The organism is Streptomyces sp. NBC_01217, assembly GCF_035994185.1.
Lineage (GTDB): Bacteria > Actinomycetota > Actinomycetes > Streptomycetales > Streptomycetaceae > Streptomyces.
In genome coordinates, this window is record NZ_CP108538.1 from 8,226,549 (window position 1) to 8,252,070 (window position 25,522).

The 25,522-nt window shown below is 70.3% G+C and carries 18 protein-coding genes and 1 pseudogene; 12 read left to right on the forward strand and 7 right to left on the reverse strand.

Annotated elements, in window-relative coordinates; translation table 11 throughout:
- Positions 1-3: 3 nt before the first annotated feature.
- From OG507_RS36715 to OG507_RS36725, 3 genes are read left to right on the forward strand one after another with little or no spacing between them, the layout of a single operon-like run.
- The gene (locus OG507_RS36715) at positions 4-1,146 is read left to right on the forward strand and encodes an acyl-CoA dehydrogenase family protein (RefSeq protein ID WP_327371415.1); all 1,143 of its coding nucleotides are present in this window, start codon (positions 4-6) and stop codon (positions 1,144-1,146) included.
- A gap of 35 nt (positions 1,147-1,181) precedes the next feature.
- Positions 1,182-2,396 (forward strand): acetyl-CoA C-acetyltransferase, encoded by a 1,215-nt coding sequence (locus OG507_RS36720; protein WP_327371416.1) that lies wholly within the window; start codon positions 1,182-1,184, stop codon positions 2,394-2,396.
- A gap of 38 nt (positions 2,397-2,434) precedes the next feature.
- Positions 2,435-4,606 carry a 3-hydroxyacyl-CoA dehydrogenase NAD-binding domain-containing protein gene (locus OG507_RS36725; RefSeq protein WP_327371417.1) on the forward strand — a complete coding sequence of 724 codons (2,172 nt, stop codon included), beginning with the start codon at positions 2,435-2,437 and terminating at the stop codon, positions 4,604-4,606.
- A gap of 21 nt (positions 4,607-4,627) precedes the next feature.
- Here OG507_RS36725 and OG507_RS36730 read toward each other — a convergent pair whose 3' ends face one another.
- Entirely contained in the window at positions 4,628-5,359 is a 732-nt protein-coding gene (locus OG507_RS36730; RefSeq protein ID WP_327371418.1) for a MerR family transcriptional regulator, read from the reverse strand.
- Between the two features lie 154 nt (positions 5,360-5,513).
- On the opposite strand from OG507_RS36730, the gene OG507_RS36735 reads away from it, so the two are divergent.
- Positions 5,514-6,002, forward strand: coding sequence for a macro domain-containing protein (locus OG507_RS36735; RefSeq protein WP_327371419.1), 489 nt, complete (start codon positions 5,514-5,516; stop codon positions 6,000-6,002).
- 189 nt (positions 6,003-6,191) lie between these two features.
- Here OG507_RS36735 and OG507_RS36740 read toward each other — a convergent pair whose 3' ends face one another.
- Together OG507_RS36740 and OG507_RS36745 are read right to left on the reverse strand one after the other, a co-directional pair.
- A complete protein-coding gene (locus tag OG507_RS36740) occupies positions 6,192-7,178 on the reverse strand; it encodes an endonuclease/exonuclease/phosphatase family protein (RefSeq protein ID WP_327372224.1) in 987 nt (328 codons plus the stop codon).
- Between the two features lie 270 nt (positions 7,179-7,448).
- Complete coding sequence (locus tag OG507_RS36745; RefSeq protein WP_327371420.1) at positions 7,449-8,318, reverse strand: DUF3152 domain-containing protein; 870 nt, start codon at positions 8,316-8,318, stop codon at positions 7,449-7,451.
- Between the two features lie 272 nt (positions 8,319-8,590).
- Between OG507_RS36745 and OG507_RS36750 the strand changes: the two genes are divergently transcribed.
- From OG507_RS36750 to OG507_RS36765, 4 genes are all read left to right on the forward strand, one after another.
- The gene (locus OG507_RS36750) at positions 8,591-9,280 is read left to right on the forward strand and encodes a response regulator transcription factor (RefSeq protein ID WP_327371421.1); all 690 of its coding nucleotides are present in this window, start codon (positions 8,591-8,593) and stop codon (positions 9,278-9,280) included.
- 14 nt (positions 9,281-9,294) lie between these two features.
- The gene (locus OG507_RS36755; protein ID WP_442811074.1) at positions 9,295-10,872 is read left to right on the forward strand and encodes an ATP-binding protein; all 1,578 of its coding nucleotides are present in this window, start codon (positions 9,295-9,297) and stop codon (positions 10,870-10,872) included.
- A complete protein-coding gene (locus OG507_RS36760; protein WP_327371422.1) occupies positions 10,869-11,459 on the forward strand; it encodes a hypothetical protein in 591 nt (196 codons plus the stop codon). Before OG507_RS36755 ends, OG507_RS36760 begins: the two co-directional genes overlap by 4 nt.
- 161 nt (positions 11,460-11,620) lie before the next feature.
- Positions 11,621-12,538 (forward strand): oxygenase MpaB family protein, encoded by a 918-nt coding sequence (locus OG507_RS36765; protein ID WP_327371423.1) that lies wholly within the window; start codon positions 11,621-11,623, stop codon positions 12,536-12,538.
- Here the strand turns inward: OG507_RS36765 and OG507_RS36770 are convergent.
- Positions 12,501-13,550: a LacI family DNA-binding transcriptional regulator gene (locus OG507_RS36770; RefSeq protein ID WP_327371424.1), complete on the reverse strand. Its 1,050-nt coding sequence runs from the start codon at positions 13,548-13,550 to the stop codon at positions 12,501-12,503. The genes OG507_RS36765 and OG507_RS36770 overlap by 38 nt on opposite strands.
- Before the next feature lie 160 nt (positions 13,551-13,710).
- Positions 13,711-15,211 (reverse strand): annotated as a pseudogene (locus tag OG507_RS36775) (M1 family metallopeptidase).
- A gap of 212 nt (positions 15,212-15,423) precedes the next feature.
- Between OG507_RS36775 and OG507_RS36780 the strand changes: the two are divergent.
- The 3 genes from OG507_RS36780 (at position 15,424) to OG507_RS36790 (ending at position 20,543) form a co-directional block, all read left to right on the forward strand.
- Positions 15,424-17,436, forward strand: a complete 2,013-nt coding sequence (locus OG507_RS36780) for a Xaa-Pro dipeptidyl-peptidase (RefSeq protein ID WP_327371425.1) — start codon at positions 15,424-15,426, stop codon at positions 17,434-17,436.
- Positions 17,433-18,740, forward strand: coding sequence for a M14 family metallopeptidase (locus tag OG507_RS36785; protein WP_327371426.1), 1,308 nt, complete (start codon positions 17,433-17,435; stop codon positions 18,738-18,740). The genes OG507_RS36780 and OG507_RS36785 overlap by 4 nt, the downstream gene beginning before the upstream one ends.
- A 165-nt stretch (positions 18,741-18,905) precedes the next feature.
- Complete coding sequence (locus OG507_RS36790; protein ID WP_327371427.1) at positions 18,906-20,543, forward strand: ABC-F family ATP-binding cassette domain-containing protein; 1,638 nt, start codon at positions 18,906-18,908, stop codon at positions 20,541-20,543.
- Positions 20,544-20,546: 3 nt separating this feature from the next.
- Here the strand turns inward: OG507_RS36790 and OG507_RS36795 are convergent, their stop codons facing one another.
- Positions 20,547-21,116 carry a TetR/AcrR family transcriptional regulator gene (locus OG507_RS36795; RefSeq protein WP_327371428.1) on the reverse strand — a complete coding sequence of 190 codons (570 nt, stop codon included), beginning with the start codon at positions 21,114-21,116 and terminating at the stop codon, positions 20,547-20,549.
- A gap of 238 nt (positions 21,117-21,354) precedes the next feature.
- On the opposite strand from OG507_RS36795, the gene OG507_RS36800 reads away from it, so the two are divergent.
- Positions 21,355-22,806, forward strand: coding sequence for an MFS transporter (locus OG507_RS36800; RefSeq protein WP_327371429.1), 1,452 nt, complete (start codon positions 21,355-21,357; stop codon positions 22,804-22,806).
- 221 nt (positions 22,807-23,027) lie between these two features.
- Here OG507_RS36800 and OG507_RS36805 read toward each other — a convergent pair whose 3' ends face one another.
- Entirely contained in the window at positions 23,028-25,415 is a 2,388-nt protein-coding gene (locus OG507_RS36805) for a Tex family protein (RefSeq protein WP_327371430.1), read from the reverse strand.
- Positions 25,416-25,522: the final 107 nt, after the last annotated feature.

A 25,522-nucleotide genomic window follows, 5' to 3' on the forward strand; every position in this document is an offset into this window, starting at 1 on the left:
GCAGTGCAGCGGCAGATCTTCAGCGAAGACCACGACGCGTTCCGCGAGACCGTCCGCACCTTCCTCACCAAGGAGGTCCTCCCGCACTACGAGCAGTGGGAGAAGGACGGCATCGTCTCGCGCGAGGTCTGGCTCGCGGCCGGCCGGCAGGGGCTGCTCGGCCTCGCCGTCCCCGAGGAGTACGGCGGCGGTGGCACCCCCGACTACCGTTACAGCGCCGTCCTCTCCGAGGAGTTCACCCGGGCCGGCGCCCCCGGGCTCGCCCTCGGCCTGCACAATGACATCATCGGCCCCTACCTCACCGGCCTCGCCACCGAGGAGCAGAAGCGGCGCTGGCTGCCCGGCTTCTGCAGCGGCGAGATCGTCACCGCCATCGCGATGACCGAACCCGGCGCGGGCTCCGACCTCCAGGGCATCCGCACCACCGCCGAGGACAAGGGCGACCACTGGCTGCTGGGCGGCTCCAAGACGTTCATCTCCAACGGCATCCTCGCCGACCTGGTGGTCGTCGTCGCCAAGACCACCCCGGAGGGCGGTGCGAAGGGGCTCTCGCTGATCGTCGTCGAACGCGGCACGGAGGGCTTCGAGCGGGGCCGCAACCTCGACAAGATCGGCCAGAAGTCCCAGGACACCGCCGAGTTGTTCTTCAACGACGTCCGCGTCCCCAAGGAGAACCTGCTCGGTGAGCGCGACGGCGCGTTCATCCATCTGATGACCAACCTGGCGCAGGAACGGCTGGGCATAGCTGTCGCCGGAATCGCCGCCGCCGAACATCTGCTGGAGATCACCACGCAGTATGTCAAGGAGCGCGAGGCCTTCGGACGGTCGCTCTCCAAGCTCCAGCACATCCGGTTCGAGATCGCCGAGATGGCCACCGAGTGCGCCGTCACCCGCACCTTCATCGACCGGTGCATCGTCGACCACTCGGACGGGAAGCTCGACGCCGTACACGCCTCGATGGCCAAGTGGTGGGCCACCGAACTGCAAAAGCGCGTAGCCGACCGCTGCCTCCAACTCCACGGCGGCTACGGCTACATGACGGAGTACCCGGTGGCGAAGGCGTTCACCGACGGCCGCATCCAGACCATCTACGGCGGCACGACCGAGATCATGAAGGAGATCATCGGGCGCTCGCTGCTCGCCTGACCCCGACGCACAACCACCCTCGAAAGGCTGCTGTCTTGAGTACCGAAGCGTTTGTCTACGACGCGATCCGCACCCCGCGCGGCCGTGGCAAGGCCAATGGCGCCCTGCACGGCACCAAGCCGATCGACCTCGTCGTCGGCCTCATCCACGAAATCCGCAGCCGCTTCCCCGGCCTGGACCCGGCGGCCATCGACGACATCGTCCTCGGCGTGGTCAGCCCGCTCGGCGACCAGGGCTCCGACATCGCCCGGATCGCCGCCATCGCGGCCGGCCTGCCGGACTCGGTGGCGGGCGTCCAGGAGAACCGCTTCTGCGCGTCGGGCCTGGAAGCCGTCAATCTGGCTGCTGCCAAGGTCCGTTCGGGCTGGGAGGACCTCATCCTCGCGGGCGGCGTCGAGTCGATGTCCCGGGTGCCGATGGGTTCCGACGGCGGCGCCTGGGCGATGGACCCGATGACCAACTTCGACACCGGCTTCGCCCCGCAGGGCATCGGCGCCGACCTCATCGCCACCATCGAGGGCTTCTCCCGCCGCGATGTCGACGAGTTCGCCGCACTCTCCCAGGAACGCGCCGCCGAGGCATGGAAGGACGGCCGCTTCGCGCGCTCCGTCGTCCCCGTGAAGGACCGCAACGGCCTCGTCGTCCTCGACCACGACGAGCACATGCGCCCCGGCACCACCGCCGACACGCTCGCCGCGCTCAAGCCGTCGTTCGCCACGATCGGCGAGATGGGCGGCTTCGACGCGGTGGCGCTGCAGAAGTACCACTGGGTCGAGAAGATCGACCACGTCCACCACGCGGGCAACTCCTCCGGCATCGTCGACGGCGCCGCGCTCGTCGCGATCGGCAACCAGGAGATCGGCGAGCGGTACGGACTCACGCCGCGCGCCCGGATCGTCTCCGCCGCCGTCTCCGGCTCGGAGCCCACCATCATGCTGACCGGCCCCGCGCCCGCCACCCGCAAGGCCCTCGCCAAGGCCGGACTGACCATCGACGACATCGACCTCGTCGAGATCAACGAGGCGTTCGCCGGTGTCGTGCTGCGCTTCGCCAGGGACATGGGGCTCTCCCTCGACAAGATCAACGTCAACGGCGGCGCCATCGCGCTCGGCCACCCGCTCGGCGCCACCGGCGCGATGATCCTCGGCACGCTCATCGACGAACTGGAGCGCCGGGACCAGCGGTACGGCCTCGCCACCCTCTGCGTCGGCGGCGGCATGGGCATCGCCACCGTCATCGAGCGTCTCTGACCGTCCCCAGCCACCCCTTGCTTACGGAGAACACAGCAATGACCGAGAGCACGACCATCCGCTGGGAACAGGACGAGACCGGCGTCGTCACCCTCGTACTCGACGACCCCAACCAGTCCGCCAACACGATGAACCAGGCATTCAAGGACTCCATCGCGGCCATCGCCGACCGCGCCGAGGCCGAGAAGGACTCCATCCGCGGCATCATCTACACCTCCGCGAAGAAGACCTTCTTCGCGGGCGGCGACCTCAAGGACATGATCAGGGTCGGTCCCGAGAACGCCCAGCAGGCCTTCGACACCGGCACCGCCATCAAGAACTCGCTGCGCCGCATCGAGACCCTCGGCATCCCCGTCGTCGCCGCCATCAACGGTGCGGCGCTCGGCGGTGGTTACGAGATCGCGCTCGCCGCGCACCACCGCATCGCCCTCGACGCCCCCGGCTCCCGCATCGGCCTGCCCGAGGTCACCCTCGGCCTGCTGCCCGCGGGCGGCGGCGTCACCCGCACCGTACGCCTCATGGGCATCGCCGACGCGCTGCTCAAGGTCCTCCTCCAGGGCACCCAGTACACCCCGCAGCGCGCGCTGGAGAACGGCCTCGTCCACGAGGTCGCGGCCACGCCCGAAGAGATGCTCGACAAGGCCCGCGCCTTCATCGACGCCCACCCCGAGTCCCAGCAGCCCTGGGACGTCAAGGGCTACAGGATCCCCGGCGGCACTCCGTCCCACCCCAAGTTCGCCGCGAACCTGCCCGCCTTCCCGGCCAACCTGAAGAAACAGCTCGCAGGCGCCCCGATGCCCGCACCCCGTAACATCCTGGCCGCCGCCGTCGAGGGCTCGCAGGTCGACTTCGAGACCGCGCTCACCATCGAGGCCAGGTACTTCACCGAGCTGGTCACCGGCCAGGTCGCGAAGAACATGATCCAGGCGTTCTTCTTCGACCTCCAGGCCGTCAACTCCGGCGCCAGCCGCCCCAAGGGCATCGAGGAGCGCCAGGTCACGAAGATCGCCGTCCTCGGCGCCGGGATGATGGGCGCGGGCATCGCGTACTCCTGTGCCCGCGCCGGCATCGACGTCGTCCTCAAGGACGTCTCCACGGAGGCGGCCGCCAAGGGCAAGGCGTACAGCGAGAAGCTCCTCGACAAGGCGCTCTCGCGCGGCCGTACCACCGAGGCGAAGCGCGAAGAGCTGCTGGCCCGCATCACCCCGACCGGCGACCCGGCCGACCTGGCGGGCTGCGACGCCGTCATCGAGGCGGTCTTCGAGGACACCGCGCTCAAGCACAAGGTGTTCCAGGAGATCCAGGACATCATCGAGCCGGACGCCCTGCTCTGCTCCAACACCTCGACCCTGCCCATCACGGTCCTCGCCGAAGGAGTCGCACGCCCCGCGGACTTCATCGGGCTGCACTTCTTCTCACCTGTGGACAAGATGCCGCTGGTCGAGATCATCAAGGGTGAGAAGACGGGCGACGAGGCCCTGGCCCGCGCCTTCGACCTGGTCCGCCGGATCAAGAAGACGCCGATCGTCGTCAACGACTCCCGCGGCTTCTTCACCTCGCGTGTCATCGGCCAGTTCATCAACGAGGGCGTCGCCATGATCGGCGAGGGCGCCGAGCCGGCGTCGGTCGAGCAGGCCGCGGCACAGTCCGGCTACCCGGCCAAGGTGCTCTCCCTGATGGACGAGCTGACCCTCACCCTGCCCCGTAAGATCCGCAACGAGACGAAGCGCGCGGTCGAGGAGGCGGGCGGCACCTGGGCCGGGCACCCCGCGGACGCGGTCATCGACCGGATGGTCGACGAGTTCGGACGTACCGGACGCAGCGGCGGCGCGGGCTTCTACGAGTACGACGAGGCGGGCAAGCGCACCCGCCTGTGGCCGGGGCTGCGCGAGCACTTCACGAAGGCCGACACCGACCTCCCCTTCATCGACATGAAGGAACGGATGCTGTTCTCCGAGGCCCTGGACAGCGTCCGCTGCCTGGAGGAGAACGTCCTCGTCTCCGTCGCCGACGCCAACATCGGCTCCATCATGGGCATCGGCTTCCCGCCGTGGACCGGCGGCGTGCTCCAGTACATCAACGGGTACGAGGGCGGCCTGCCCGGCTTCGTGGCCCGCGCCCGGGAGCTCGCCGAGAAGTACGGCGACCGCTTCCTGCCGCCCCCGCTGCTCCTGGAGAAGGCCGAGAAGGGCGAGACCTTCCACGACTGACGGGCAGCCCGCGGGCGGCGTTCACTGTGCCGTGAACGCGGCCCGCAGCTCCTCCTTCAACGACCGCTGGAACGCGGTCACCAGTGCCTGCAGCACCATTGGCTGCATATGGGCCGACAGCGACTTCATCGCCGCCACATGCTCCGGATCGGACTCCCGCTCCCGGTACGGCCCCCAGACCTCGTCCCGGAACAGCCGGGTCAGCTCCTGCGCGGCGGACCGGGAGTGCTCCAGCAGCACCGTGCGCGCGGCCAGGATCGTCTCGTGCGCGATCGGTACGCCCAGCAGCTCGACCCCGAGCCGCAGCAGGCCCGGATCCACCCGGTAGGTGCCGTCAGCCGGCTCCGCCCGCTCCAGCACCCCCATCGCGGCCAGCCGCGCTATGTCCTGCTCGGTCAGCGCCCGGCCCGCACGTCGCTCCAGCTCCCCCCGCGTCGCGTCCTCCGCCGAATCCGGCGCCCAGGACGCCACCAGCGCCCGGTGGATCGCCAGATCGTGCGCGCTCAGATCCGGCGGCAGCTGCTCCAGATAGCGTTCGATCGCCGCCAGCGTCATCCCCTGGTGCTGAAGCTCCTCGATGAGCGCGAGCCGGGACAGATGCTCGTGCCCGTAGTGCCCGACGCGACGCGGCCCGATCACCGGCGGCGGCAGCAGACCCCGGGTGCTGTAGAAACGAACGGTGCGTACGGTGACACCGGCACGCGCCGCCAGCTCGTCGACGGTGAGCGTCGGGTCCTCGGTCCCGGTCGCCATGGCTGCTCCTCGCGTCACGACCCAGCGGCGAACTGCTGCGTCTGCACCAATCAGGTCCAACAGTATTGCTGTCTCACCACTGTTGTGAAAGTCTCCGGCGGCATCCGAGCACGGTCCCGGCAGCGCTGTCGGTGGTGGCGCCTACGCTGGGTTCATGTCGGAGATCACTTACGTACGGGGGGATGCCACCGCCCCACAGGGCAAGGGCGTCAAGCTGATCGCGCATGTCTGCAACGACCTGGGCGGCTGGGGCAAGGGCTTCGTCCTGGCCGTCTCACGCCGCTGGCCCGAACCGGAGACGGCCTACCGCCACTGGCACCGGAATCGTGCGGACAACGACTTCGCCCTGGGCGCGGTCCAGTTCGTCCAGGTGAGCCCGTACCTCTGGGTGGCGAACATGGTGGGCCAGCGGGGGATGCGCACGGGCAGCAAGGGGGTGCCGGTGCGCTACGAGGCGATCGACACGGCCTTGGGGGCCGTGGCCGACCGGGCCGTCGAGCTGGGGGCCTCGGTCCACATGCCGCGGATCGGCTGCGGGCTGGCGGGCGGCAAGTGGTCCCGCATCGAGCCGCTGATAGAGCAGAGGCTGCGGCGGCGGGGCATACCGGTGACGGTGTACGACTTCGCCACCGGGAATGGATGAGACGTCCGCCGTGATGAGGATGCCGCGGTGGCGAGCGCGGCGACCAGCGCGCCCAGGGGCATGTCCGGGGCCGAGGAGCGCGAGCACCAGCGTCGTCGCTGACCCGGAGAAGGCGGTGACCTTGGTCGTCATCCTCGGTGGTGCCGATGTCCCGGATGCCGGGACGGAATCGGAGCCCCTACGCGGTGTTCACCAGCTGATTCCGGCCGCCACCGGCCGGTGGTCGCTGCCGGTGGCCGGCAGCAGCCACGAGCTCTTCGGCTCCACGCCGCGGACCAGGATCTGGTCGATCCGCGCCACCGGGAAGGGCGCCGGCCAGGTGAAGCCGAAACCGTCCCCGGCCGCGTCCTGAACCGAGCGCAGCTGCGAGGTGATGCCGGTGAACGCGCGGTCGTCCATGGTGCCGTTCAGGTCGCCGAGCAGTACCACCCGCTCGTTCTTCTCGGCGGCTACGGCCTCGCCGAGCGCCTGCGCGTTCCTGTCCCGATGGCCCGTCGAGAAGCCCTCCCTGGGGTTCACGCGTACGGACCCCAGGTGGGCCACGTACACCGCCAGCGGCCCCTTGTCCGTGGCCACCGTGGTGCGCAGCGCCCGGTTGTAGGGCAGCTTGTCCTCGGCCGACTTGGTGTCCGCCCGCGGCCCGACGTCCTGCTTGATGTCGACCGTCCGGGTGTCCGACAGCGGCAGCTTGCTCCACAGCCCGATTGTGCCCAGCACCGTGTGGTGCGGGTACGCCTTCGCCAGCTCCTTCTCGTACGTGCCCCTGGCCTGCTGGGTCAGCTCCTCCAGGGCCAGCACGTCCGCACCGGAGGCGGCCAGGTCGCGGGCGGTGCCGGCCGGGTCGGGGTTGCCGGCGCCGACGTTGTGGCTGACCACGGTGAGGTCGCCGCCCGGGTGGGACTTGTCGCTGAGCAGCCCGCCGAAGAGGTTCAGCCACACGATGACCGGCAGCAGCAGCGCGGCCACCGCGGAGGCGGAGCGGCGCCAGAGCGCCCCGGCCAACAGCACCGGGATGAACAGGCCGAACCACGGCAGGAAGGTCTCCACCAGGCTGCCGAGAGTCCGGATCCGGTTCGGGATCTCGGTGTGCAGCAGCATGAACAGGCCCAGCAGCAGCGCCGGCGCCGCGAGCGCCCGGCCGCGCCTCCACGGCCCCGGCCGGGAGGCGGCGCTCATCGCCCGGCGAATGCCCGCGCGCCAGGTACCGGGGCCGGTATCCCGCCGGCCGGCGACGCTCTGTTTGGTCTCCGCCGTGTCCAGGGTCTCGGCGCGCTCCTCGGCTTCGACCTGCTGCCGAGCATCCGCACATTCTCGTGTTGGTTCACTCACTGATCAAATGCCCTAATCGTGAAGTCTTGGAAAGGTTTCTTATGGAGGCCGTCGGGCCGCGTGGTTGCGGGGTGGGCAGTTGAGCGACGATCAGGGGGACGGCCGGTCGCCGCCGGTTCACTGCACGTGCGGCCCGGAGACGAAGTCACCGTTCTTGTCATAGGGCCAGGCGTTGGCGATGCATCCGTGCAGACCCTTGATCTGCTGCATCATGACCGGGGCCGGTTGCCCGGGGCCCCCGCAGGCCATGTGCGAGTGGCCCAGGAAGTGCCCCATCTCGTGGTTGATGATCAGCGCCCGGTAGTCGTGGATCGGACCGTCGAACGTGGGTGAGCCCATGACCCAGCGCTTGAGGTTCACCACCACCCCGCCGGAAATCTCGCAGTTGTATTCACCTTTGGTGTCCTGGTGGATGCCCGTCCAGCACAGGGCGTCCGCCGTTCCCGCTGTCGCGATCCTCACTTTGAGGTCGTAGGGCTGCCCCGCGCTCACCAACTGGAACGAGTAGGCATCGTTGTGGGTCCAGCCCCGGGGAGCGGCAAGTATGTCGGCGATCTCGTTCGCTGCTTGGTTCGGTGAGATGTCCAGCCCGGTCTCGACATCCACCACGTAGCGGAGCGGACGCGAACCGTGACCGACCTTCGCGCCACTGGCCTGAGCCGTGACGAACGTGCCGGGGCCTGTCTCGGGGACGTCGATCTTGGTGGGGCTCGGTGTCGGGGTCGGAGTGGGCGTGGGAGTGGTGGTGATGTGCACCGTGCTCCGCGGGTGCGGCGTGGCGCTCGACGCGTCGCTTCGTGCGCCGTCCAGGAAGAACGCCGCGGAGCTGAGCAGACCGGCGGCCACCAGCGCGCCGACCAGATAACTCCGGCCCCGGCGGCGCGGACGGTGCCGACGGCGGTGCGACCGGTGCTGACTGCCGCCCCGGTGGGAGTCAGCGGCGCTGCCGGTCGTCGGTGCGGATTCCCGCTCTTGTGCCGAATGCATGGCAGCCCAGACTGGGCACGTCAGATGATCGCCATTGGTTCAGACGGTCACGAAAGGGTAACGGGCGATTTTCCGGTGACTTTCGCCGCTTCGGACCGGACTGCCGCCAGGCGGGTCCGTCTCGGCCGGCCGGTTCGACAGGATTGTCCGCCCGGCGGTGTGCCGCCGGAAGCCGCCCGCGCATCCCTGTCCGTTGTGATCCTTCTGTAACAGCCCCCGAGGGGGCCCTCTCCCGGGACGGTCACCGAACACGATCTGTGCATACTGTCAAAATGCCGCGAGTCCTCATTGTCGAAGATGACCCAGATGTCCGTAGGGCCGTCCAACTGGCGCTGCGACATCAGGGGCATGACGTGTTCGCCGCCGGAACGGGTGAAGAGGGACTGGAACAACTCCGCCTTTTCCACCCGGACGTCGTCGTGCTCGACCTCATGCTGCCCGGCATGTCCGGCCTCGATGTATGCCGACGGATAAGGGATCGCGACCAGGTGCCGATCATCATGGTGACCGCCAAGGGGGACGACATCGACGTGGTCGTCGGCCTGGAGGCCGGCGCGGACGACTATGTGGTCAAGCCCGTGCAGGCCCGGGTGCTCGACGCGCGAATACGGGCCGTACTGCGCAGACAGGACGCGTCGGTCTCCAGTGCCGTCCGCCCCAGGGCGGAGTCGCACGGCGAGCTGGTCATCGACCGGGCCGGACTCGTGGTGACACACCGTGGTGAACCCATCGCGCTCGCTCCCTCCGAGCTTCGGCTGCTGCTGACCCTGTCGGCCTCGCCGCGACAGGTGTTCAGCCGCCAGCAGCTGCTGGAAGCGGTCTGGGAGCACAGCTACCACGGCGACATACGACTCGTGGACGCCTGTGTGAAGCGACTGCGTGGCAAGCTCGGTGAGCTGGGCGGCGACCCCCGGTACATCCAGACCGTTCGCGGCTTCGGTTACCGCTTCGGTATCCAGTGAGCAGCCAGGGATCCGTGCGGACACGAATAGGCGTACGGGAACGCGAGGCCGTCGCGGCCGGGCAGGGTTCCAGGCCGACGCGGTTTCTTCGGGCGGTCCTGGCGCAGGCACCGCTTGCGCTGCGAGGTCTGCGCTCCCGCCTGGTGGCGGCCTTCGCCCTGGTGGCCGTGGTCAGTGCCCTGAGCACCGGAGCCCTCGCCTTCCGGGAGGCGCGCACGGGGGTGCTGCAGCAGAGCCAGGACGCTGTTATCCGGCAGTTCCGGACCAGCGTCGACGCCGTGGCTGTTTACACTCCCCTGGCGCCGAGCCAGTCGGACTTGCAGGTGGCGGTGAACCAGGTGCTCCGCGCCAACCAGGCACAAGGGTGGCAGGTGATGGCCACGTACGAAGGCCTCCGCGCCTACACGTCGACGGACGTCTCCAACAAGCTGAGCCTGCAACTTCGCCTGTCCGTGGAAACCGCACGTGCCGCGGTGTTCCAGCGGGTGAACGCCGACGGGCGTCCCTACCTCGTCGTCGGAATGCCGGTCACGTACAACAGCGGCGAGGGTACGAAGTCCGAGCTCTCGGGGCTCGTGATGTACCTGGTGGTGCCGCAGAACACCGAACAGGCCTACGTCGAAGCGATGGTCAGCGCCATCGAGCACGCCACCCTGGTGGCACTGTGCCTCGCCGTCGTTCTGGCGCTGCTGGCCGCGAGCGGCGTCCTGCGTCCCGTACGGGCGTTGCGCCGGGCCACGCGCCGGATGGCCGAGGGGCACCTCGATGTCCGGCTGGCCGTCAACGGCTCCGACGAACTGGCCGACCTCTCAAGGTCCTTCAACCACACGGCGGCCGCACTGGAGGAGTCGGTCTCGGAGTTGCGCCGCCTGGAGGCCCGGGCGCGCCGCTTCGTCGCGGACGTCTCTCATGAGCTCCGGACGCCGCTGGCGGCGATGTCGGCGGTCACCGACATGCTGGACGACAAGGCGCTGCGCCTGGACCAGGAGACGGGCGAGGCGTTGCAGCTCATCAGTGAGGGAACCAGTCGGCTGAGCGTGCTGGTGAACGACCTGATGGAGATCTCCCGCTTCGACGCGGGCGCGGCCGAACTCAGCCTGGACGAGATCGACTTGGCCGAGTTCATGCAGCACACGCTCGCTTCTCGGGGGTGGGTGGGCCAGGTGGAGACCCGCTTGCCCCGACCGGGCGTGCTCAGGACGCGCGTGGATCCGCGCCGACTCGACGTGGTGGTGGCCAATCTGGTCGGCAACGCGCTGCGGCACGGTGCGCCGCCGGTGCGGCTGACCATGGGCGTGCGGGAGGAGCGAGCGGACGTGGCGTGGGCCGTCATCGAGGTGACCGACAATGGACCGGGGATTGCCGAGGAAGCCATGCCGCACATTTTCGAACGCTTCTACAAGGCGAGCACCACACGGACCAGAAGTGAGAGCAGCGGGCTGGGTCTGGCCATCACGGCGGAGAACGTGTACCTGCACGGAGGACGCATCAGTGCCGCGAATCCGCCCGGGGGCGGCGCGGCGTTCACGGTCGAACTCCCCCTGCACCGCGACTCCGCAGCCGCCGACGACGTCACTGGGAGCGCCTGGTGAGGGGCTCGCGCGTGGCGGCGCTGCTGGGCGGGCTCACGGCCGCGCTCACGCTGGCGGCGTGCGGAGTCCCCCCGTCCGACGTCATCCAGGCCGGCGAACCGGCGAGCGGCATGTTCTCTCCCAGCGCGAAGCCCCAGGTGCCGACCGTCATCCCCTTCTATTTCCTGCACAACGGTGATCTGACGCCTTATCCCCGCAAGATCGGCAACCCTCAGGACTTCGTGACCGTCGTGCGCCTGCTGTTCGACGGACCGACCACGAGCGAGGCCGCGACGGCCACCTCAAAGCTGCCCCGCCTGGCGGATACACCGGACGTGACGATCGAACGCGACCACACCGTCTCCATCCAGCTCCCCAAAGGTGTCCCTCCTCTCAGCCGGCTGGCCATGCGGCAGTTGGCGTGCACAGTGGCTCACGTGACTCTGCCGTCTCCCGCACTGCCCGCGGACGCGAATCGGGACGGCGCCCCTGCGGCTCCTCCCGCCAATGCGCCACGCCTCCGCTCACGCACGAACGTCCATGTGCTCGGGGACGGATGGACGATGACGCAGTCGGACAGCTCGTGTCCCGACACCCCCCGGCCGTAGGCGGAGCCCAGGCACCCTGGTCCGGGCGGCATACGGCGCCTCCGGTTCCCGGTGGTCCTACTCGTCCTCGACAACGCCTTCAGCACCGCGCAGATTGCATACTGGATCACACAAGGGTCGGGCACCGAGCCGCACGCCCCGCCGACCGCCGGGAGCACCCCATGAGCACCGAAGCAGCCAGAGGCGACAGCCCCGTCCCGCCTCCGCCCGGCGGTGTGCTCTGGAGCCTCTCCGGCGACATCCGCGCCCTGCTGATGCTGCCCGCAGCCCTCACCCTCCAGGTCGCCCACCCGGCGGTCGGTGCGGGCGTCGACGAACACTCCGTCTTCCGTACGGACCCGTGGGGGCGCGGCGAGCGCTCACTGCGCTCGCTCCAACTCTGGGTGTACGGGGGTGAGGCAGCCGCCGAGGAGGGCCGCAGGCTCCGCAGGCTGCACCGCACCATCCAGGGCACCGACACCCGGGGGCGCCGCTACCACGCGTTGTCGCCCGCGAACTACGCGTGGGTGCATGCCACGGGATTTCCCGTCTATCAGCACGCCGCGCGCTATCTCGTCCGCCCGCTCACCGACGCGCAGGAGCGGGCCCTGTACCGCGAGTGGCTCCAGGTCGGCCGGGTTCTGGGCATCCACGACCGGGACATGCCGCAGACGATCGAGGAGTTCTGGCCGTACTTCCGCAAGGTGCTCGCCGACGAGATCGAGCTGACCGTCGTCGTCGAGGAGCTGATCGCCACCGATCGCCCCGTACCGCCACCGGACCGTGGGCCGCTGCCGGTCCGGCTGCTGTTGAAGGCCCTGTGGCCGGTGCTGTTTCCGCCGCTGGCCGGGTTCCGCCGTTTCGTCACCATCGGGCTGACGCCGCCGGACGCACGGGCGGCCATCGGGCTGGAGTGGACGGACGCGCAGGAGCGCAAGCTGCGGCGGCTGTGCGCGGTGGTGCGGCGTGTCGTGCCCGTGCTGCCCGAGCGGCTGCGCTATCTGCCGTACGCGCGCAGGGCACGGGCGGCGCACCGCGAGGCCGTCCGGGGCGACGGGAGGCTCAGGCGGAGGCCCGGCGCACCAGCTCGGTCGGCGTGATCACCGATTCGAGTTCCTCGCCCTCGCTCTCGCCGTTCAGTCGGCGCATCAGCATCCGTACCATCAACCGGCCCATGCCCTCCACATCCTGACGGACCGTCGTCAGCGGGGGATCGGTGGCCTCGGCTATCGACACCATGTCGTCGAAGCCGACCAGGGCCACCTCCTGCGGCACTCTGCGACCGTGCTCGCGCAGCACCCGCAGCGCACCCGAGGCCATCAGGTCGTTGGAGGCGAAGACCGCGTCGAGACCGGGGTCCTGCTCAAGGAGTCGCGTCATCGCCCGCGCGCCGCCCTCGACGGTGAAGTCACCCTCCACGAGCAGCGCCGGATCGGCGTCCGGCAGCACGTCGCGGTAGCCGTCGATCCGGTCGAGCGCCGAGGTCTGGTCGCGCGGTCCGGCGATGTGCGCGATCCGCCGCCGGCCGAGGGAGACGAGATGGCGTACGGCCTCGGCCGCGCCGCCCCGGTTGTCGCAGTCGACGTACGGGACGGCCTGCTCGGACGCGGCGCCCGGCCGGCCGGGGCGTCCGCCGTAGACCGTGGGCACCCGGAACCGGCGGATGATCGCGGGGAGTTCGTCGTCCATGTGCAGCGAGAAGGCCAGCACGCCGTCCACATGGCCGCCGGCCAGATAGCGGGCGACGCGGTCGAAGTCTCCGCTGCCCTCCACCAGGAGCAGCACCAACTGGGCGTCGTATGCATTCAGTTCACGGCTGATGCCACGGATCTGCTGGGAGAAGAACGGGTCGGAGAAGATCCGGAACTCCGGCTCGTCGATGATCACGGCGACCGCGCCGTTGCGCCGGGTGACCAGGGTCCGCGCGGCGTGGTTCGGTACGTAACCGAGTTCGTCCACCGCCCTGCGCACCTGCTCCACGAGCGGCTGCCGCACACCCGCCCCGCCGTTCACCACCCGGGAGGCCGTGGCCCTCGATACCCCGGCGAGGGCCGCCACGGCCTCCAGCGTGGGACGGGCATCGCGAGGGGAACCGGGGGTCGGACCGGACAAGGGACGCTCCTCGTACGCGCGGGATCGGCCCGGAATCGGCCGGGGCCGGCCGGACAACGCCGACGCCACCAGCCTAACCGGCGTTCCGGGCCGCCCGCCGGGCACCGTCGCCCCGCCGAGGAGAGGGAGCGACGGTGCCCGGACCCGGTCCGCGGAGCCGTCAGTGGTGGTCGTGAATCGTGTTCGTGGCCGCGATCTGCTTCCACGACGCGGGCCGTGCGGGCTGCGCGGTCGCGCGCAGCGAGCGCGCCCCGGCCGCCGCCGGTTCCTGCGGCCGCGTCGGCTGGAACAGCCAGGTGTCGAAGAGCCCGGCGAGCGGCCTGTCGGAGACCCGTTCCGCGTACCGCACGAAGTCCCCCACGCTCGCGTTCCCGTACGCGTGCTCGGCCGGCCAGCCCTTCAGGATCTCGAAGAACGTCTCGTCGCCCACCTCGTTGCGCAGCTCCTGGATCGCCAGCGCCCCCCGGTCGTAGACGGCCGCGTCGAACTGGTTGTCGGGGCCGGGGTCGCCCGGCTTCACCGTCCAGAAGGCGTCGTCCGCCGGATGCTGGGCGTAGGTGTAGTCGGCCAGCTCCTGCGCGGTGCCCTCGCCCTCCTTCTCCGACCACAGCCACTGGCTGTAGCGGGCGAAGCCCTCGTTGATCCAGATGTCCTTCCAGCCCTTGACGGACACACTGTCGCCGTACCACTGGTGCGCCAGCTCATGGACGACGACCGAGACGTTCGCACCGTTCGCGAACTGCCGCGGGCCGTAGAACGGCCTGGTCTGGGTCTCCAGCGCGAACCCGCTGGTCACGTTGGGGGAGTAACCGCCGAGCGCGTCGAAGGGATACGGTCCGAACACCTCCGTCAGCCACTCGGCGACCTCGGTCGTGCGCTCGATGCTGGCGCGTGCCGCACCGCCGTTGGCGCCGAGGTCCTTGCTGTACGCGTTGACGACCGGCAGCCCGTCCGACGTGGTGTCCGTCGTGATGTCGAACCTGCCGATCGCCAGCGTCGTCAGATACGTCGCCTGCGGCTTGCCGGAGCGCCAGTTGTACCTGGTCCAGCCGAGCTTGGAACTCTGCGACTGGAGCACGCCGTTGCTGATCGCCTGGATGCCGTCCGGCACGGACACCGAGATGTCGTACGTGGCCTTGTCCAGCGGGTGGTCGTTGCTGGGGAACCACCACACGGCCGAGTCCGGCTCCTGCGCGGCCACCGCGCCGTCCGGGGTGCGGGCCCAGGAGGTCCAGCCGTTGATCTTCAGCCCGGAGGGCTTCCCGGCGTACCGCACGACCACGACCACTGATATGGCCTTGCCCTTCGCCAGTGCTGCCGCCGGGGTGATCTCCAGCTCCTGGTCGCCGCTCCTTGCGTAACGGGCCTTCTTGCCGTTCACCCGCACCTCGGAGACCTCCAGCCCGAAGTCGAGGTCGAAACGGGAGAGTTGCTGGGTCGTCGTGGCGAGGATCGTCGCCGTTCCCTCCTGCAGGTCGGTCGCGGGCCGGTATTTCAGCCGCAGGTCGTAGTGGGACACGTCGTAGCCGCCGTTGCCGCTGGCCGGGTAATAGGGGTCGCCTATGCCCGGGGCGCCCACGGTGCCTTCGGCGGCCAAGGCCGGGATCGGCCGGCAGCAGGGAGGCCGCGAGTGCGCTCGGGACGATGAATCTGCGGTGCACGAATGCTCCGAGGTCGTCGGGGCGAATGATCTTTCGAACCGTCGTGTCGACACTATTCAGCGACTGCCGCATCAGTCGTGTCCATGGCCGCTGCTGTCACACGATCGCCATTCGGCCGACATGGCACACGACCCCTGTTACGACATGGGCACGCCACGTTCATCGACAATCGCCCCCTGTCGCACAGGAGTTGACCGGGGTACCTTCCGCCCATGGCGACACGTGTGCGGGGCACCCGCTTGACGTACAGAACGCTGGTGGTGGCGGCAGTCGCCGCCCTGACGGCCGTCCTGCTCTCACCGGCAGGAGCACAGGGCGCCGCGAGGCCCCCGGGGAGCGGCGCCCGGGAATCCGGGCCTCCGGAGAGCCGGCCCGTCTACTCGTACGAGAACGCCGTGCGCGAATCCGTCTGGGTCGACACCGGACTTGACGGCGACGGAAACGGGAGGAGCGACCGCGTCGCCGTCGACATCGTCCGCCCGCGCGAACCCGCCCACCAGGGCCGGAAGATCCCCGTGATCATGGACGCCAGCCCGTACTACGCCTGCTGCGGACGCGGCAACGAGAGCCAGCTCAAGACGTACGACGCCGACGGCCGGCCCGTTCGGTTCCCCCTCCACTACGACAACTACTTCGTGCCGCGCGGCTACGCCTTCGTCGCTGTAGATCTGGCCGGTACCAATCGCTCCGACGGCTGTGTCGACGTCGGCGGCCGCTCCGATGTCCAGTCCGCGAAGGCCGTCATCGACTGGCTGAACGGCCGCGCCCGCGGCTATACCACCCGCACCGGAGGCGACCGCGCCACCGCGGGCTGGTCCAACGGCCGCACCGGAATGATAGGCAAGAGCTACGACGGCACCGTCGCCAACGGCGTCGCGGCGACCGGAGTGGACGGGCTGCGCACCATCGTGCCGATCGGCGCCATCTCCTCGTGGTACGACTACTACTTCGCCCAGGGCGCCCCCCTCTACAACAGCGGCCCCGACTGGCTCTCCGGCTACGTCGAGAGCCCCGAGGCACGCGACCGCTGCGCCGCCGTCCAGCAGAAACTGATCGACCAGGCGCCGCGCACCGGCGACTGGACGAGGCTGTGGAGCGAGCGAGACTACGTGAAGGACGCCCGCAAGGTGCGGGCCAGCGTCTTCGCCGTACACGGCATGCAGGACCTCAACGTCCGCACCAAGCACCTCGGCCAGTGGTGGGACGCCCTCGCGGAGCAGGGCGTGGAGCGCAAGATCTGGCTCTCGCAGACCGGACACGTCGACCCGTTCGACTACCGGCGCGCCGAGTGGGTCCACACGCTGCACCGCTGGTTCGACCACTACCTCCTCGGCTACGACAACGGCATCGACCGTGAACCGATGGCCGACATCGAACGCCACCCCGACCAGTGGTCCACCGACCGGGTCTGGCCGCCCCGCACCACGCACACCACCACCGTGCGCCCCACCGCCGGCAGCGCGCCCGGCGTCGGCGCCCTCACCCTGAAGCCCGCCCGCCCCGGCGCCACCGAGACGTTCACCGACGATCCGGCGCAGAGCGAGACACAGTGGGCCGCCGACCTGGACCGGACCACGGACGCCAAGACCGGATTCCGCACCGCGCCGCTCACCGGGGACCTGCGGCTGGCCGGATCGTCCTCGGTGACCGTCACCGCGACCCCGAGCACATCGACCGCCCATCTCTCCGCGGTCCTCGTGGACATCGGACCCGACACCATCCGCGACTACGGCGCGTCCGGAGAAGGCATCACCACCCTCGACGACCGCACCTGCTGGGGCGCGAGCACGACCGGGGACAGCTCCTGCTTCAAGGAGACCCTGGCCGACACGGCCGACGTCGACCGGACCGTTATCAGCCGCGGCTGGGCCGACCTCGGCACCTACGCCACCGCCGGACACGGCCGCCCGCTCACCCCGGGCAGGGCCTACACGATCACCATCGACCTCGCGGCCACCGACCATGTCGTCCCGGCCGGACACCGGCTCGCCCTGATCGTCGCAGGCACCGACCGCGACCTCATCGACCCGCCGGACTCCATGCCCACGATCGCCCTCGACCTGGCCCGTACGTCCGCGAAGCTGCCGTTCGTCGGCGGCGCCGGAGCCTTCGTGCGCGCCACCGCGGGCTCGGCGCCCGCGACAGCCACCCCCCTTGCAGACCGCTTCGAGGGCGTGGCACCGCCGCGTCCCGCCCATCGCATCCCGGGAGGCAGCCGCTCATGACACCCCGTACTCCGACCGCGCACCGGACCGTCGGCCGCAACCTGTTCCTGACGGCTGCGGCCGCCGTCCTGGCCGTCCCCCTGGTCACCGTGCCCGCCGAGGCCGCGCACCTGGAGCCCCGTACCGGTTTCGAGATCAGCAACGGCGCCCGCTGGACCGGCCAGCCCGAGGAACAGTCCTTCCTGGCAGCCGTCGACCGGGGCAGCGACCGCGTCTCCATCGACCGGATCGGCACGACGAAACAGGGCCGCCCGCTCCAGCTCGTCCGTATCGGCAGCCACCGCCCCACCGCGAACACGATGCTGCTGATCTGCAGCCAGCACGGCAACGAACCCTCCGGCCGCGAAGCGTGTCTGACGACCATCCGCGATCTGGCCCACGCCCGGGACCGCTGGACCCGGGCCTTCCTCTCCCGCACCACCGTCCTCGTCCTGCCCACCGCCAACCCCGACGGACGCGCCGCCGACACCCGCGGCAACTCCGACGGCGTCGACATCAACCGCGACCACATCGCGCTGCAGACCGCCGAGGCCCGTGCCATGGCGGGGGTCATCCGTGACCGGAAGCCCGATGTGATCTACGACCTCCACGAGTACGGAGCCACCCCGCCCTACTACGACAAGGACCTCTTCGTCCTGTGGCCCCGTAACCTCAACGCCTCCGACCGGGTGCACGACGAATCGCACACCCTCGCCGAAGGCTATGTACGGCCCACCGCCAAGGAAGCCGGCTACAGCAGCGGCCTCTACGGCATCTGGACCGACCCGGTCACCGGCGACCCGATCAAGCAGACCGCGGGCGACGGACAGGAACGCATCCTGCGCAACACCTCCGGCATCAAGCACGCCGTCGGCCTGCTCATCGAATCCCGTGTGGACGCGCTCACCGACGCCGAGAAGGCCGACCCGGCACTCAACAGCCGACGCCGCGTCCACTCACAACTCGCCGCACTCGACGGCCTGTTCGCCTTCACCGGCGAACGCCGCGGCCGGATCGAGGCCGCCACCGCCGCATCCCGTGCCGCCGGGTCGAAGGACCGCGGCCCCGTCTATCTCGGCGGCGCCGACAACGAGACGCCCGCAGACGGCCAGGTCCTCCAGGACCCGCCGTGCGGATACCGGCTCACCGGGGCCCAGTTCGCCGACGTCAAGGACGAACTCGCCCTGCACGGCGTCACCTCCCGGCCCGACGGTGATGGGGCGTACGTACCGCTGCGGCAGTCGGCCCGGAATCTGATCCCGCTACTCCTGGACGGGCGGGCGACCTATCACCTCACGACCGGTCAGGCCGATACCACTTGTTGATCCCATGAGGTGAGCACCATGGACGGTGCCGGATACGGAGAGTGAGGAAGGTGTGGGCGTCGGGGGGATCCGCCGGTGACGGCGGGCCTCCCGGCGACTTGGACCGGCACCGGGATGGCCGGGCTGCCCGGACCTGCCCGGTCGCCGTTTAGGATCGACACCCTGATGACTGCCACTCTCGTCGCCAAAGACCTCGCCGCCGGACATGGCGACCGCACGCTCTTCGCCGGACTCGACCTCGTCGTCGCGCCCGGTGATGTGATCGGTCTCGTCGGAGTCAACGGCGCCGGTAAATCGTCCCTGCTCCGGCTGCTCGCCGGACTCGACCGGCCGGAGGAGGGCGAGCTGCGGCTCTCCCCGCCCACCGCCACCGTCGGCCACCTCCCGCAGGAGCCCGAGCGCCGCCCCGAGGAGACCGTGCGGGAGTTCCTGGCCCGCCGCACCGGCGTCGCCGACGCACAGACCGCGATGGACGCCGCGACGCAGGCCCTCGTCGACGGGGCGCCGGGCGCCGACGACGCGTACTCCGAGGCGCTCGAACGCTGGCTGGCCCTCGGCGGCGCGGACCTCGACGAGCGCGCCGAGGAGGTCGCCGCCGACCTCGGACTGACCGTCGGCCTCGACCTGCCGATGACCGCACTCTCCGGCGGCCAGGCAGCCCGCGCGGGTCTGGCCTCCCTCCTGCTCTCCCGCTACGACGTCTTCCTGCTCGACGAGCCCACCAACGACCTCGACCTCGACGGCCTGGAGCGGCTGGAGCGCTACGTCTTTGGGCTGCGCGCGGGCACGGTCGTCATCAGCCACGACCGCGAGTTCCTGATGCGCACGGTCACCAAGGTCCTCGAACTGGACCTGGTCCAGCAGCAGATCAACCTGTACGGCGGCGGGTACGCGGCCTATCTGGAGGAGCGCGAGAGGGCCCGCAGGCACGCCCGCGAGGAGTTCGAGGAGTACGCCGACAAGCGCTCCGCCCTCGAAGGGCGTGCTCAGATGCAGCGCTCCTGGATGGACAAGGGCGTCAAGAACGCCCGCCGCAAGGCGACCGACAGCGACAAGCTCGGCCGCAAGTTCCGCAGCGAGTCGAGCGAGAAGCAGGCCGCGAAGGCCCGGCAGACCCAGCGCATGATCGAACGGCTCGACGTCGTCGACGAACCGCGCAAGGAGTGGGAACTGCGGATGGAGATCGCCGCCGCACCCCGCTCCGGCTCGGTCGTGGCCACCCTGCGCGAGGCGCAGGTCGTACGCGGCGACTTCACCTTCGGCCCGGCGTCCCTGCAGATCGACTGGGCGGACCGGATCGCCATCACCGGCGCCAACGGGGCGGGCAAGTCCACCCTCCTTGCCGCGCTCCTCGGCCGCCTCCCGCTGGATTCCGGGCACGCGACGCTCGGCTCGGGCGTGGTGGTCGGCGAGGTCGATCAGGCGCGCAAGCTGTTCCACGGCTCGGAGTCGCTCCTGGAGGCGTTCTGCGCGGCCGTTCCCGACACCGAACCGGCCGAAGTCCGCACGCTGCTCGCCAAGTTCGGCCTGCGCGCGGACCATGTGATGCGCCCCGCGACGACCCTCTCGCCCGGCGAGCGCACGAGGGCGGCACTCGCCCTGCTCCAGGGCAGGGGAGTGAACCTGCTGGTGCTGGACGAGCCGACGAACCACCTCGACCTGCCCGCGATCGAGCAGCTGGAATCGGCGCTGGAGTCGTACACGGGGACGCTGCTGCTGGTGACGCACGACCGGCGGATGCTCGACGTCGTGCGCACCACGCGCATGCTGCGGGTGGACGGGGGCAGGGTCACCGAGAGCTGAGGGTCAGCGGGCGCGGACGCCGTCCAGGGCGATCTCCAGGACGCGGTCGCGCTGCTCGGTCGTGGGGTACGAGGCCCCCGTGACGCCCGCGACCATGCGGATCAGGTCGTCGAAGGACATGTCGGGCCGGATCTCGCGGGCCTCCTGGGCGCGGGCGAACAGCGGGCCGCCCGCCTCGTACATCGAGGCGCGGCAGGAGACGAACACGTCGGACTCGCCGTCCATGGCCTCGCGGATCGCCCGCTTGGTGACCATGTACTCGACGAAGCGGCGCAGCCAGATGGTCAGCGCCTGCCACGGCGGCTCGTCCGCGACCTCGTCGGCGACCTTGCACAGCGCGTCGACCTCGTCCGCGTAGACGACCTCGAATAGCTGGACGCGGGTCGGGAAATTGCGGTACAGCGTGCCGATCCCGACGCCCGCGCGGCGCGCGATGTCCTCCAGGGATGCCTCGGCACCCTGCTCGGCGAAGGCCTCACGGGCGGCCTTCAACAGCGCGTCGTAGTTGCGCCGCGCGTCGGCGCGGCGCGGGCGCCGGGCCTCGACGATCTCGCTCACAGGGGTGTGCGCCACCGTGTTGCCTCACTGACTTGAACCGGAGGTGCGCCTCCGCTAATCTGGAGGCTCTCCTCCACTTTACCAGTGGAGCAGCGTCCGGCGTCGGCTGTGTCCGACGACTCCCATCCTTCCAGACGCGGCAGCGAGGCCGCGCCCGCGTCCGTGCCCCCGGGCACCCCGCACCGGGACGTACGCCTGTGCTCCGCTGTTCCGCAGAACGGGTATGCCCGCATGCCCGAGAGAGAAGCCGACTTTGTCCGCTCCATCCCGACCGCGTTCCTCGAACCGGGTCACCTTCGCCGTCCTCGCGACCGGTGCGGGTGTGTTCTCCCTCCTCCAGTCGCTGATCGCGCCGGCCCTGCCCACCGTCCAGCATGCGATGCACACCTCGCAGGCGACCGTGACCTGGGTGATGACGGCCTATCTCCTCTCCGCCTCGATCTTCACCCCGATCCTCGGCCGCGTCGGCGACCTGATCGGCAAGAAGCGCACGCTCGTCGCCTCGCTGGTCGCCGTACTCGTCGGCTGTCTGCTCGCCGCGCTCGCGCCCAGCATCGGAGTCCTGATCGTCGCGCGGGTCGTCCAGGGCATCGGCGGCGCCCTCTTCCCGCTGTCCTTCGGCATCATCCGCGACGAGTTCGACGCCTCCCGGGTCGGCGCCAGCATCAGCAACCTGTCCGCGGTTATCGCCGCGGGCGGCGGCCTCGGCATGGTTCTCGCCGGGCCCATCGTCGCCACGCTCGACTACCGCTGGCTGTTCTGGCTGCCGGTGGCGGTGGTCGCGCTGACCGCCGTGATCGCCTTCTGGTACGTGCCCGAGTCGCCGCGGCGCGCCGAGGGCCGGGTCAACTGGGCCGGCGCGATTCTGCTCTCCGGCTGGCTGGTGGCGCTGCTGCTGCCGCTGAGCGAGGCGAGTTCGTGGGGCTGGGGCTCGGCCCGGGTCCTCGGCCTGTTCGGTGTGGCCGTCGTGCTGTTCGCCGCGTGGCTGGTCGCGGAGTCGCGGGCCGAACACCCGCTGATCGATCTGCGCATCATGCGGCTGTACCCGGTGTGGACGACCAACGCGGCCGCACTGCTCTTCGGGGCGGGCATGTTCGCGGTGTGGTCGTTCCTGCCGGGCTTCGCGCAGACCCCGTCGGCCGCCGGGTACGGGTTCGGCTCCAGTGTCACCGGGGCCGGACTGCTGATGCTGCCCATGCTGGTCGCCATGTTCGCCTCCGGTGTGCTCAGCGGCCGCCTCGCTCCCGTGGTCGGCGCGAAGAACCTGCTCGTCGCCGGTGCGGTTCTCGGCGCGGTGTCCTGCGGGCTGCTCACCGTCTGGCACGGGCAGGCCTGGCAGGTCGCTGTGGCCGCCGGAGTGTTCGGCCTCGGCATCGGACTGGCGTTCGCCTCCATGGCCACCCTCATCGTGCACAGCGTCCCGGCCGAGCAGACCGGCGCTGCGACCGGAATGAACGCCAACATCCGCACCATCGGCGGCTCCATCGGCGCCGCGGTCACCGGCATCCTGGTCACCGGCCGGCTCCAGCCGAGCGGGCTCCCGTACGAATCCGGCTACACCCACGGCTTCGCCCTGCTCACTGTCGTATGCCTTGCCGCGGCCCTCGTGGCTCTGCTGATTCCGGCCCACCGCGCGTCGCTGAAGCTCCGCGCGGCAGGGGGAAGTGCGGACCGGAAGGAGACGGCGGGGGTGGCCGGGGAGTAACGGCCGATCCCGCGCGCGGCGGGCGCGTGCCGGGCCGTAGCCCCGCAGGGCTCCCGGTCCCGCGACACCGGACGGGCGGCCTGCGCCGGAGAGTTTTGGCGCAGGCCGCCCGTCGTCCGGATCGTTGACACCCTTGCGGGCCCGGCCCCAGCGGCGAATTCCGGGCGGGTACCCGGGGCCGGGCCGGGCATTGCCGCCCGGCCCGGTGGACCCCGGCCTCGTCAGCGCCTGCCGCGGCGGTCCGTGGCACCGCCGCCGTCCGCCAGGCCCGCGCGGCGCAGGGCGTCGGCCATCGCACTGTTCGCGGGAGCCGGCGTCGCCGCCTGCCGGGCGCCGCCGCCGTCGCGTCGCTCGCGCGGGGCGCGCTGCTGGGGCGGGCGGGCACCCTGGCCGCGCTCACGGCGCTGACCCTGGCCGCCGCCGGAGGCCTGCGGCGCGGACTCGTCGTCCAGCCGCAGCGTCAGCGAGATGCGCTTGCGCGGGATGTCGACATCCATGACCTTGACCTTCACGATGTCGCCCGGCTTCACGACATCCCGCGGGTCCTTCACGAACGTGCGCGACATCGCCGACACATGCACCAGGCCGTCCTGGTGCACACCGATGTCCACGAACGCACCGAACGCCGCGACATTGGTGACGACACCCTCCAGCACCATCCCGGACGCCAGATCACCGATCTTCTCGACGCCTTCCTTGAAGGTCGCCGTCTTGAACGCGGGTCGCGGGTCACGGCCCGGCTTCTCCAGCTCCCGCAGGATGTCGGTGACCGTCGGCAGACCGAACTTCTCGTCCACGAAGTCATCGGCCCGCAGCGACCGCAGCACACCCGTGTTGCCGATCAGCGAGGCGACGTCGCCGCCCGTCCGCTTCACCATCGCCCGCACGACCGGGTACGCCTCCGGGTGCACGCTGGAGGCGTCCAGCGGATCGTCGCCCCGGATGCGCAGGAAGCCCGCGCACTGCTCGTACGCCTTCGGGCCCAGCCGCGCCACATCCTTCAGTGCCCTGCGCGACCGGAAAGGACCGTTCGTGTCACGGTGCGCGACGATGTTCTCGGCGAGCCCCGAGCCGATCCCCGAAACCCGTGAAAGCAGCGGCGCCGACGCGGTGTTGACGTCGACACCGACGCCGTTCACACAGTCCTCGACGACCGCGTCCAGCGAGCGCGACAGCTTCACCTCGGACAGATCGTGCTGGTACTGGCCGACGCCGATCGACTTCGGGTCGATCTTCACCAGCTCGGCCAGCGGGTCCTGCAGGCGCCGCGCGATCGACACCGCGCCGCGCAAGGACACGTCCATGTCCGGGAGTTCCTGCGAGGCGAAGGCCGAGGCCGAGTAGACCGAGGCGCCCGCCTCGGACACCATCACCTTGGTGAGCTTCAACTCGGGGTGTTTGTCGATGAGTTCGCCCGCGAGCTTGTCGGTCTCGCGGGACGCGGTGCCGTTGCCGATCGCGATCAGATCGACGGAGTGGGCCTTCGCCAACTGCTCCAGCTTGGCCAGCGCCTGGTCCCACTTGTTCGCCGGGACGTGCGGGTAGATGACGTCCGTCGCGACGACCTTGCCGGTCGCGTCGACCACGGCCACCTTCACACCCGTACGGAAACCGGGGTCGAGCCCCAGCGTGGCCCGGGTCCCGGCCGGCGCGGCGAGCAGCAGATCGCGCAGGTTCGATGCGAAGACGCGTACCGCCTCGTCCTCCGCCGCCGTGCGCAGCCGCAGTCGCAGATCGATCCCGAGGTGCACCAGGATCCGGGTCCGCCAGGCCCAGCGCACCGTGTCGCCGAGCCACTTGTCGCCGGGGCGGCCGCGGTCGGCCACGCCGAAGCGCCGGGCGACCATGTTCTCGTACGTCGAAGGGCCGGGCGTCTCGGAAGGCTCCTCCGGCTCCAGGACCAGATCGAGCACATCCTCCTTCTCGCCCCGCAGCATCGCGAGCACCCGGTGCGAGGGCAGCGCGGTGAACGGCTCGGCGAAATCGAAGTAGTCGGCGAACTTCGCCCCCGCCTCCTCCTTGCCGTCCCGCACCTTGGCGGCCAGCCGCCCGCGCGACCACATGCGCTCACGCAGTTCACCGATCAGATCGGCGTCCTCCGAGAACCGCTCGGTGAGGATGGCGCGGGCCCCCTCCAGAGCCGCCGCGGCGTCCGCGACGCCCTTGTCCGCGTCGACGAACGCGGCGGCAGTGGCGATCGGGTCCGCGGACGGGTCGCCCAGAAGCCCGTCGGCGAGCGGTTCGAGCCCCGCCTCCCGGGCGATCTGCGCCTTCGTGCGCCGCTTGGGTTTGAACGGCAGATAGATGTCCTCAAGGCGCGCCTTGGTGTCGGCGGCCCGGATCTGCGCCTCCAGCGCCTCGTCGAGCTTGCCCTGCTCACGCACCGAGTCGAGGATCGCCGTGCGACGGTCCTCCAGCTCCCGCAGATACCGCAGCCGCTCCTCCAGCGTGCGCAGCTGCGCATCATCGAGCATCTCGGTCGCTTCCTTGCGGTAGCGCGCGATGAACGGCACGGTCGACCCGCCGTCGAGCAGCTCGACGGCCGCCTTCACCTGCCGCTCGCGTACGCCGAGCTCCTCGGCGATCCTGCCTTCGATGGACGTCGTCACGGTTCTACCGACTCGCCTTCTCATGCTGGCTGTACTGGCTGTGCTTACCGGGGCCGGACCCCTTCGCCTGCATTGTGCCGGGTGGCCGGGCGCCGTGTCGCCCGACC

What these genes read in the sequence shown, in the direction of transcription:
- OG507_RS36730 (WP_327371418.1), bottom strand. Translation starts at nt 5,359, where the DNA reads ATGGCGACCGGGACCGAGGACCCGACGCTCACCGTCGACGAGCTGGCG.
- OG507_RS36740 (WP_327372224.1), bottom strand. Translation starts at nt 7,178, where the DNA reads ATGAGCGCCGCCTCCCGGCCGGGGCCGTGGAGGCGCGGCCGGGCGCTC.
- OG507_RS36735 (WP_327371419.1), top strand. Translation starts at nt 5,514, where the DNA reads ATGTCGGAGATCACTTACGTACGGGGGGATGCCACCGCCCCACAGGGC.
- OG507_RS36745 (WP_327371420.1), bottom strand. Translation starts at nt 8,318, where the DNA reads ATGCATTCGGCACAAGAGCGGGAATCCGCACCGACGACCGGCAGCGCC.
- OG507_RS36780 (WP_327371425.1), top strand. Translation starts at nt 15,424, where the DNA reads ATGGCGACACGTGTGCGGGGCACCCGCTTGACGTACAGAACGCTGGTG.
- OG507_RS36785 (WP_327371426.1), top strand. Translation starts at nt 17,433, where the DNA reads ATGACACCCCGTACTCCGACCGCGCACCGGACCGTCGGCCGCAACCTG.
- OG507_RS36765 (WP_327371423.1), top strand. Translation starts at nt 11,621, where the DNA reads ATGAGCACCGAAGCAGCCAGAGGCGACAGCCCCGTCCCGCCTCCGCCC.
- OG507_RS36750 (WP_327371421.1), top strand. Translation starts at nt 8,591, where the DNA reads ATGCCGCGAGTCCTCATTGTCGAAGATGACCCAGATGTCCGTAGGGCC.
- OG507_RS36725 (WP_327371417.1), top strand. Translation starts at nt 2,435, where the DNA reads ATGACCGAGAGCACGACCATCCGCTGGGAACAGGACGAGACCGGCGTC.
- OG507_RS36790 (WP_327371427.1), top strand. Translation starts at nt 18,906, where the DNA reads ATGACTGCCACTCTCGTCGCCAAAGACCTCGCCGCCGGACATGGCGAC.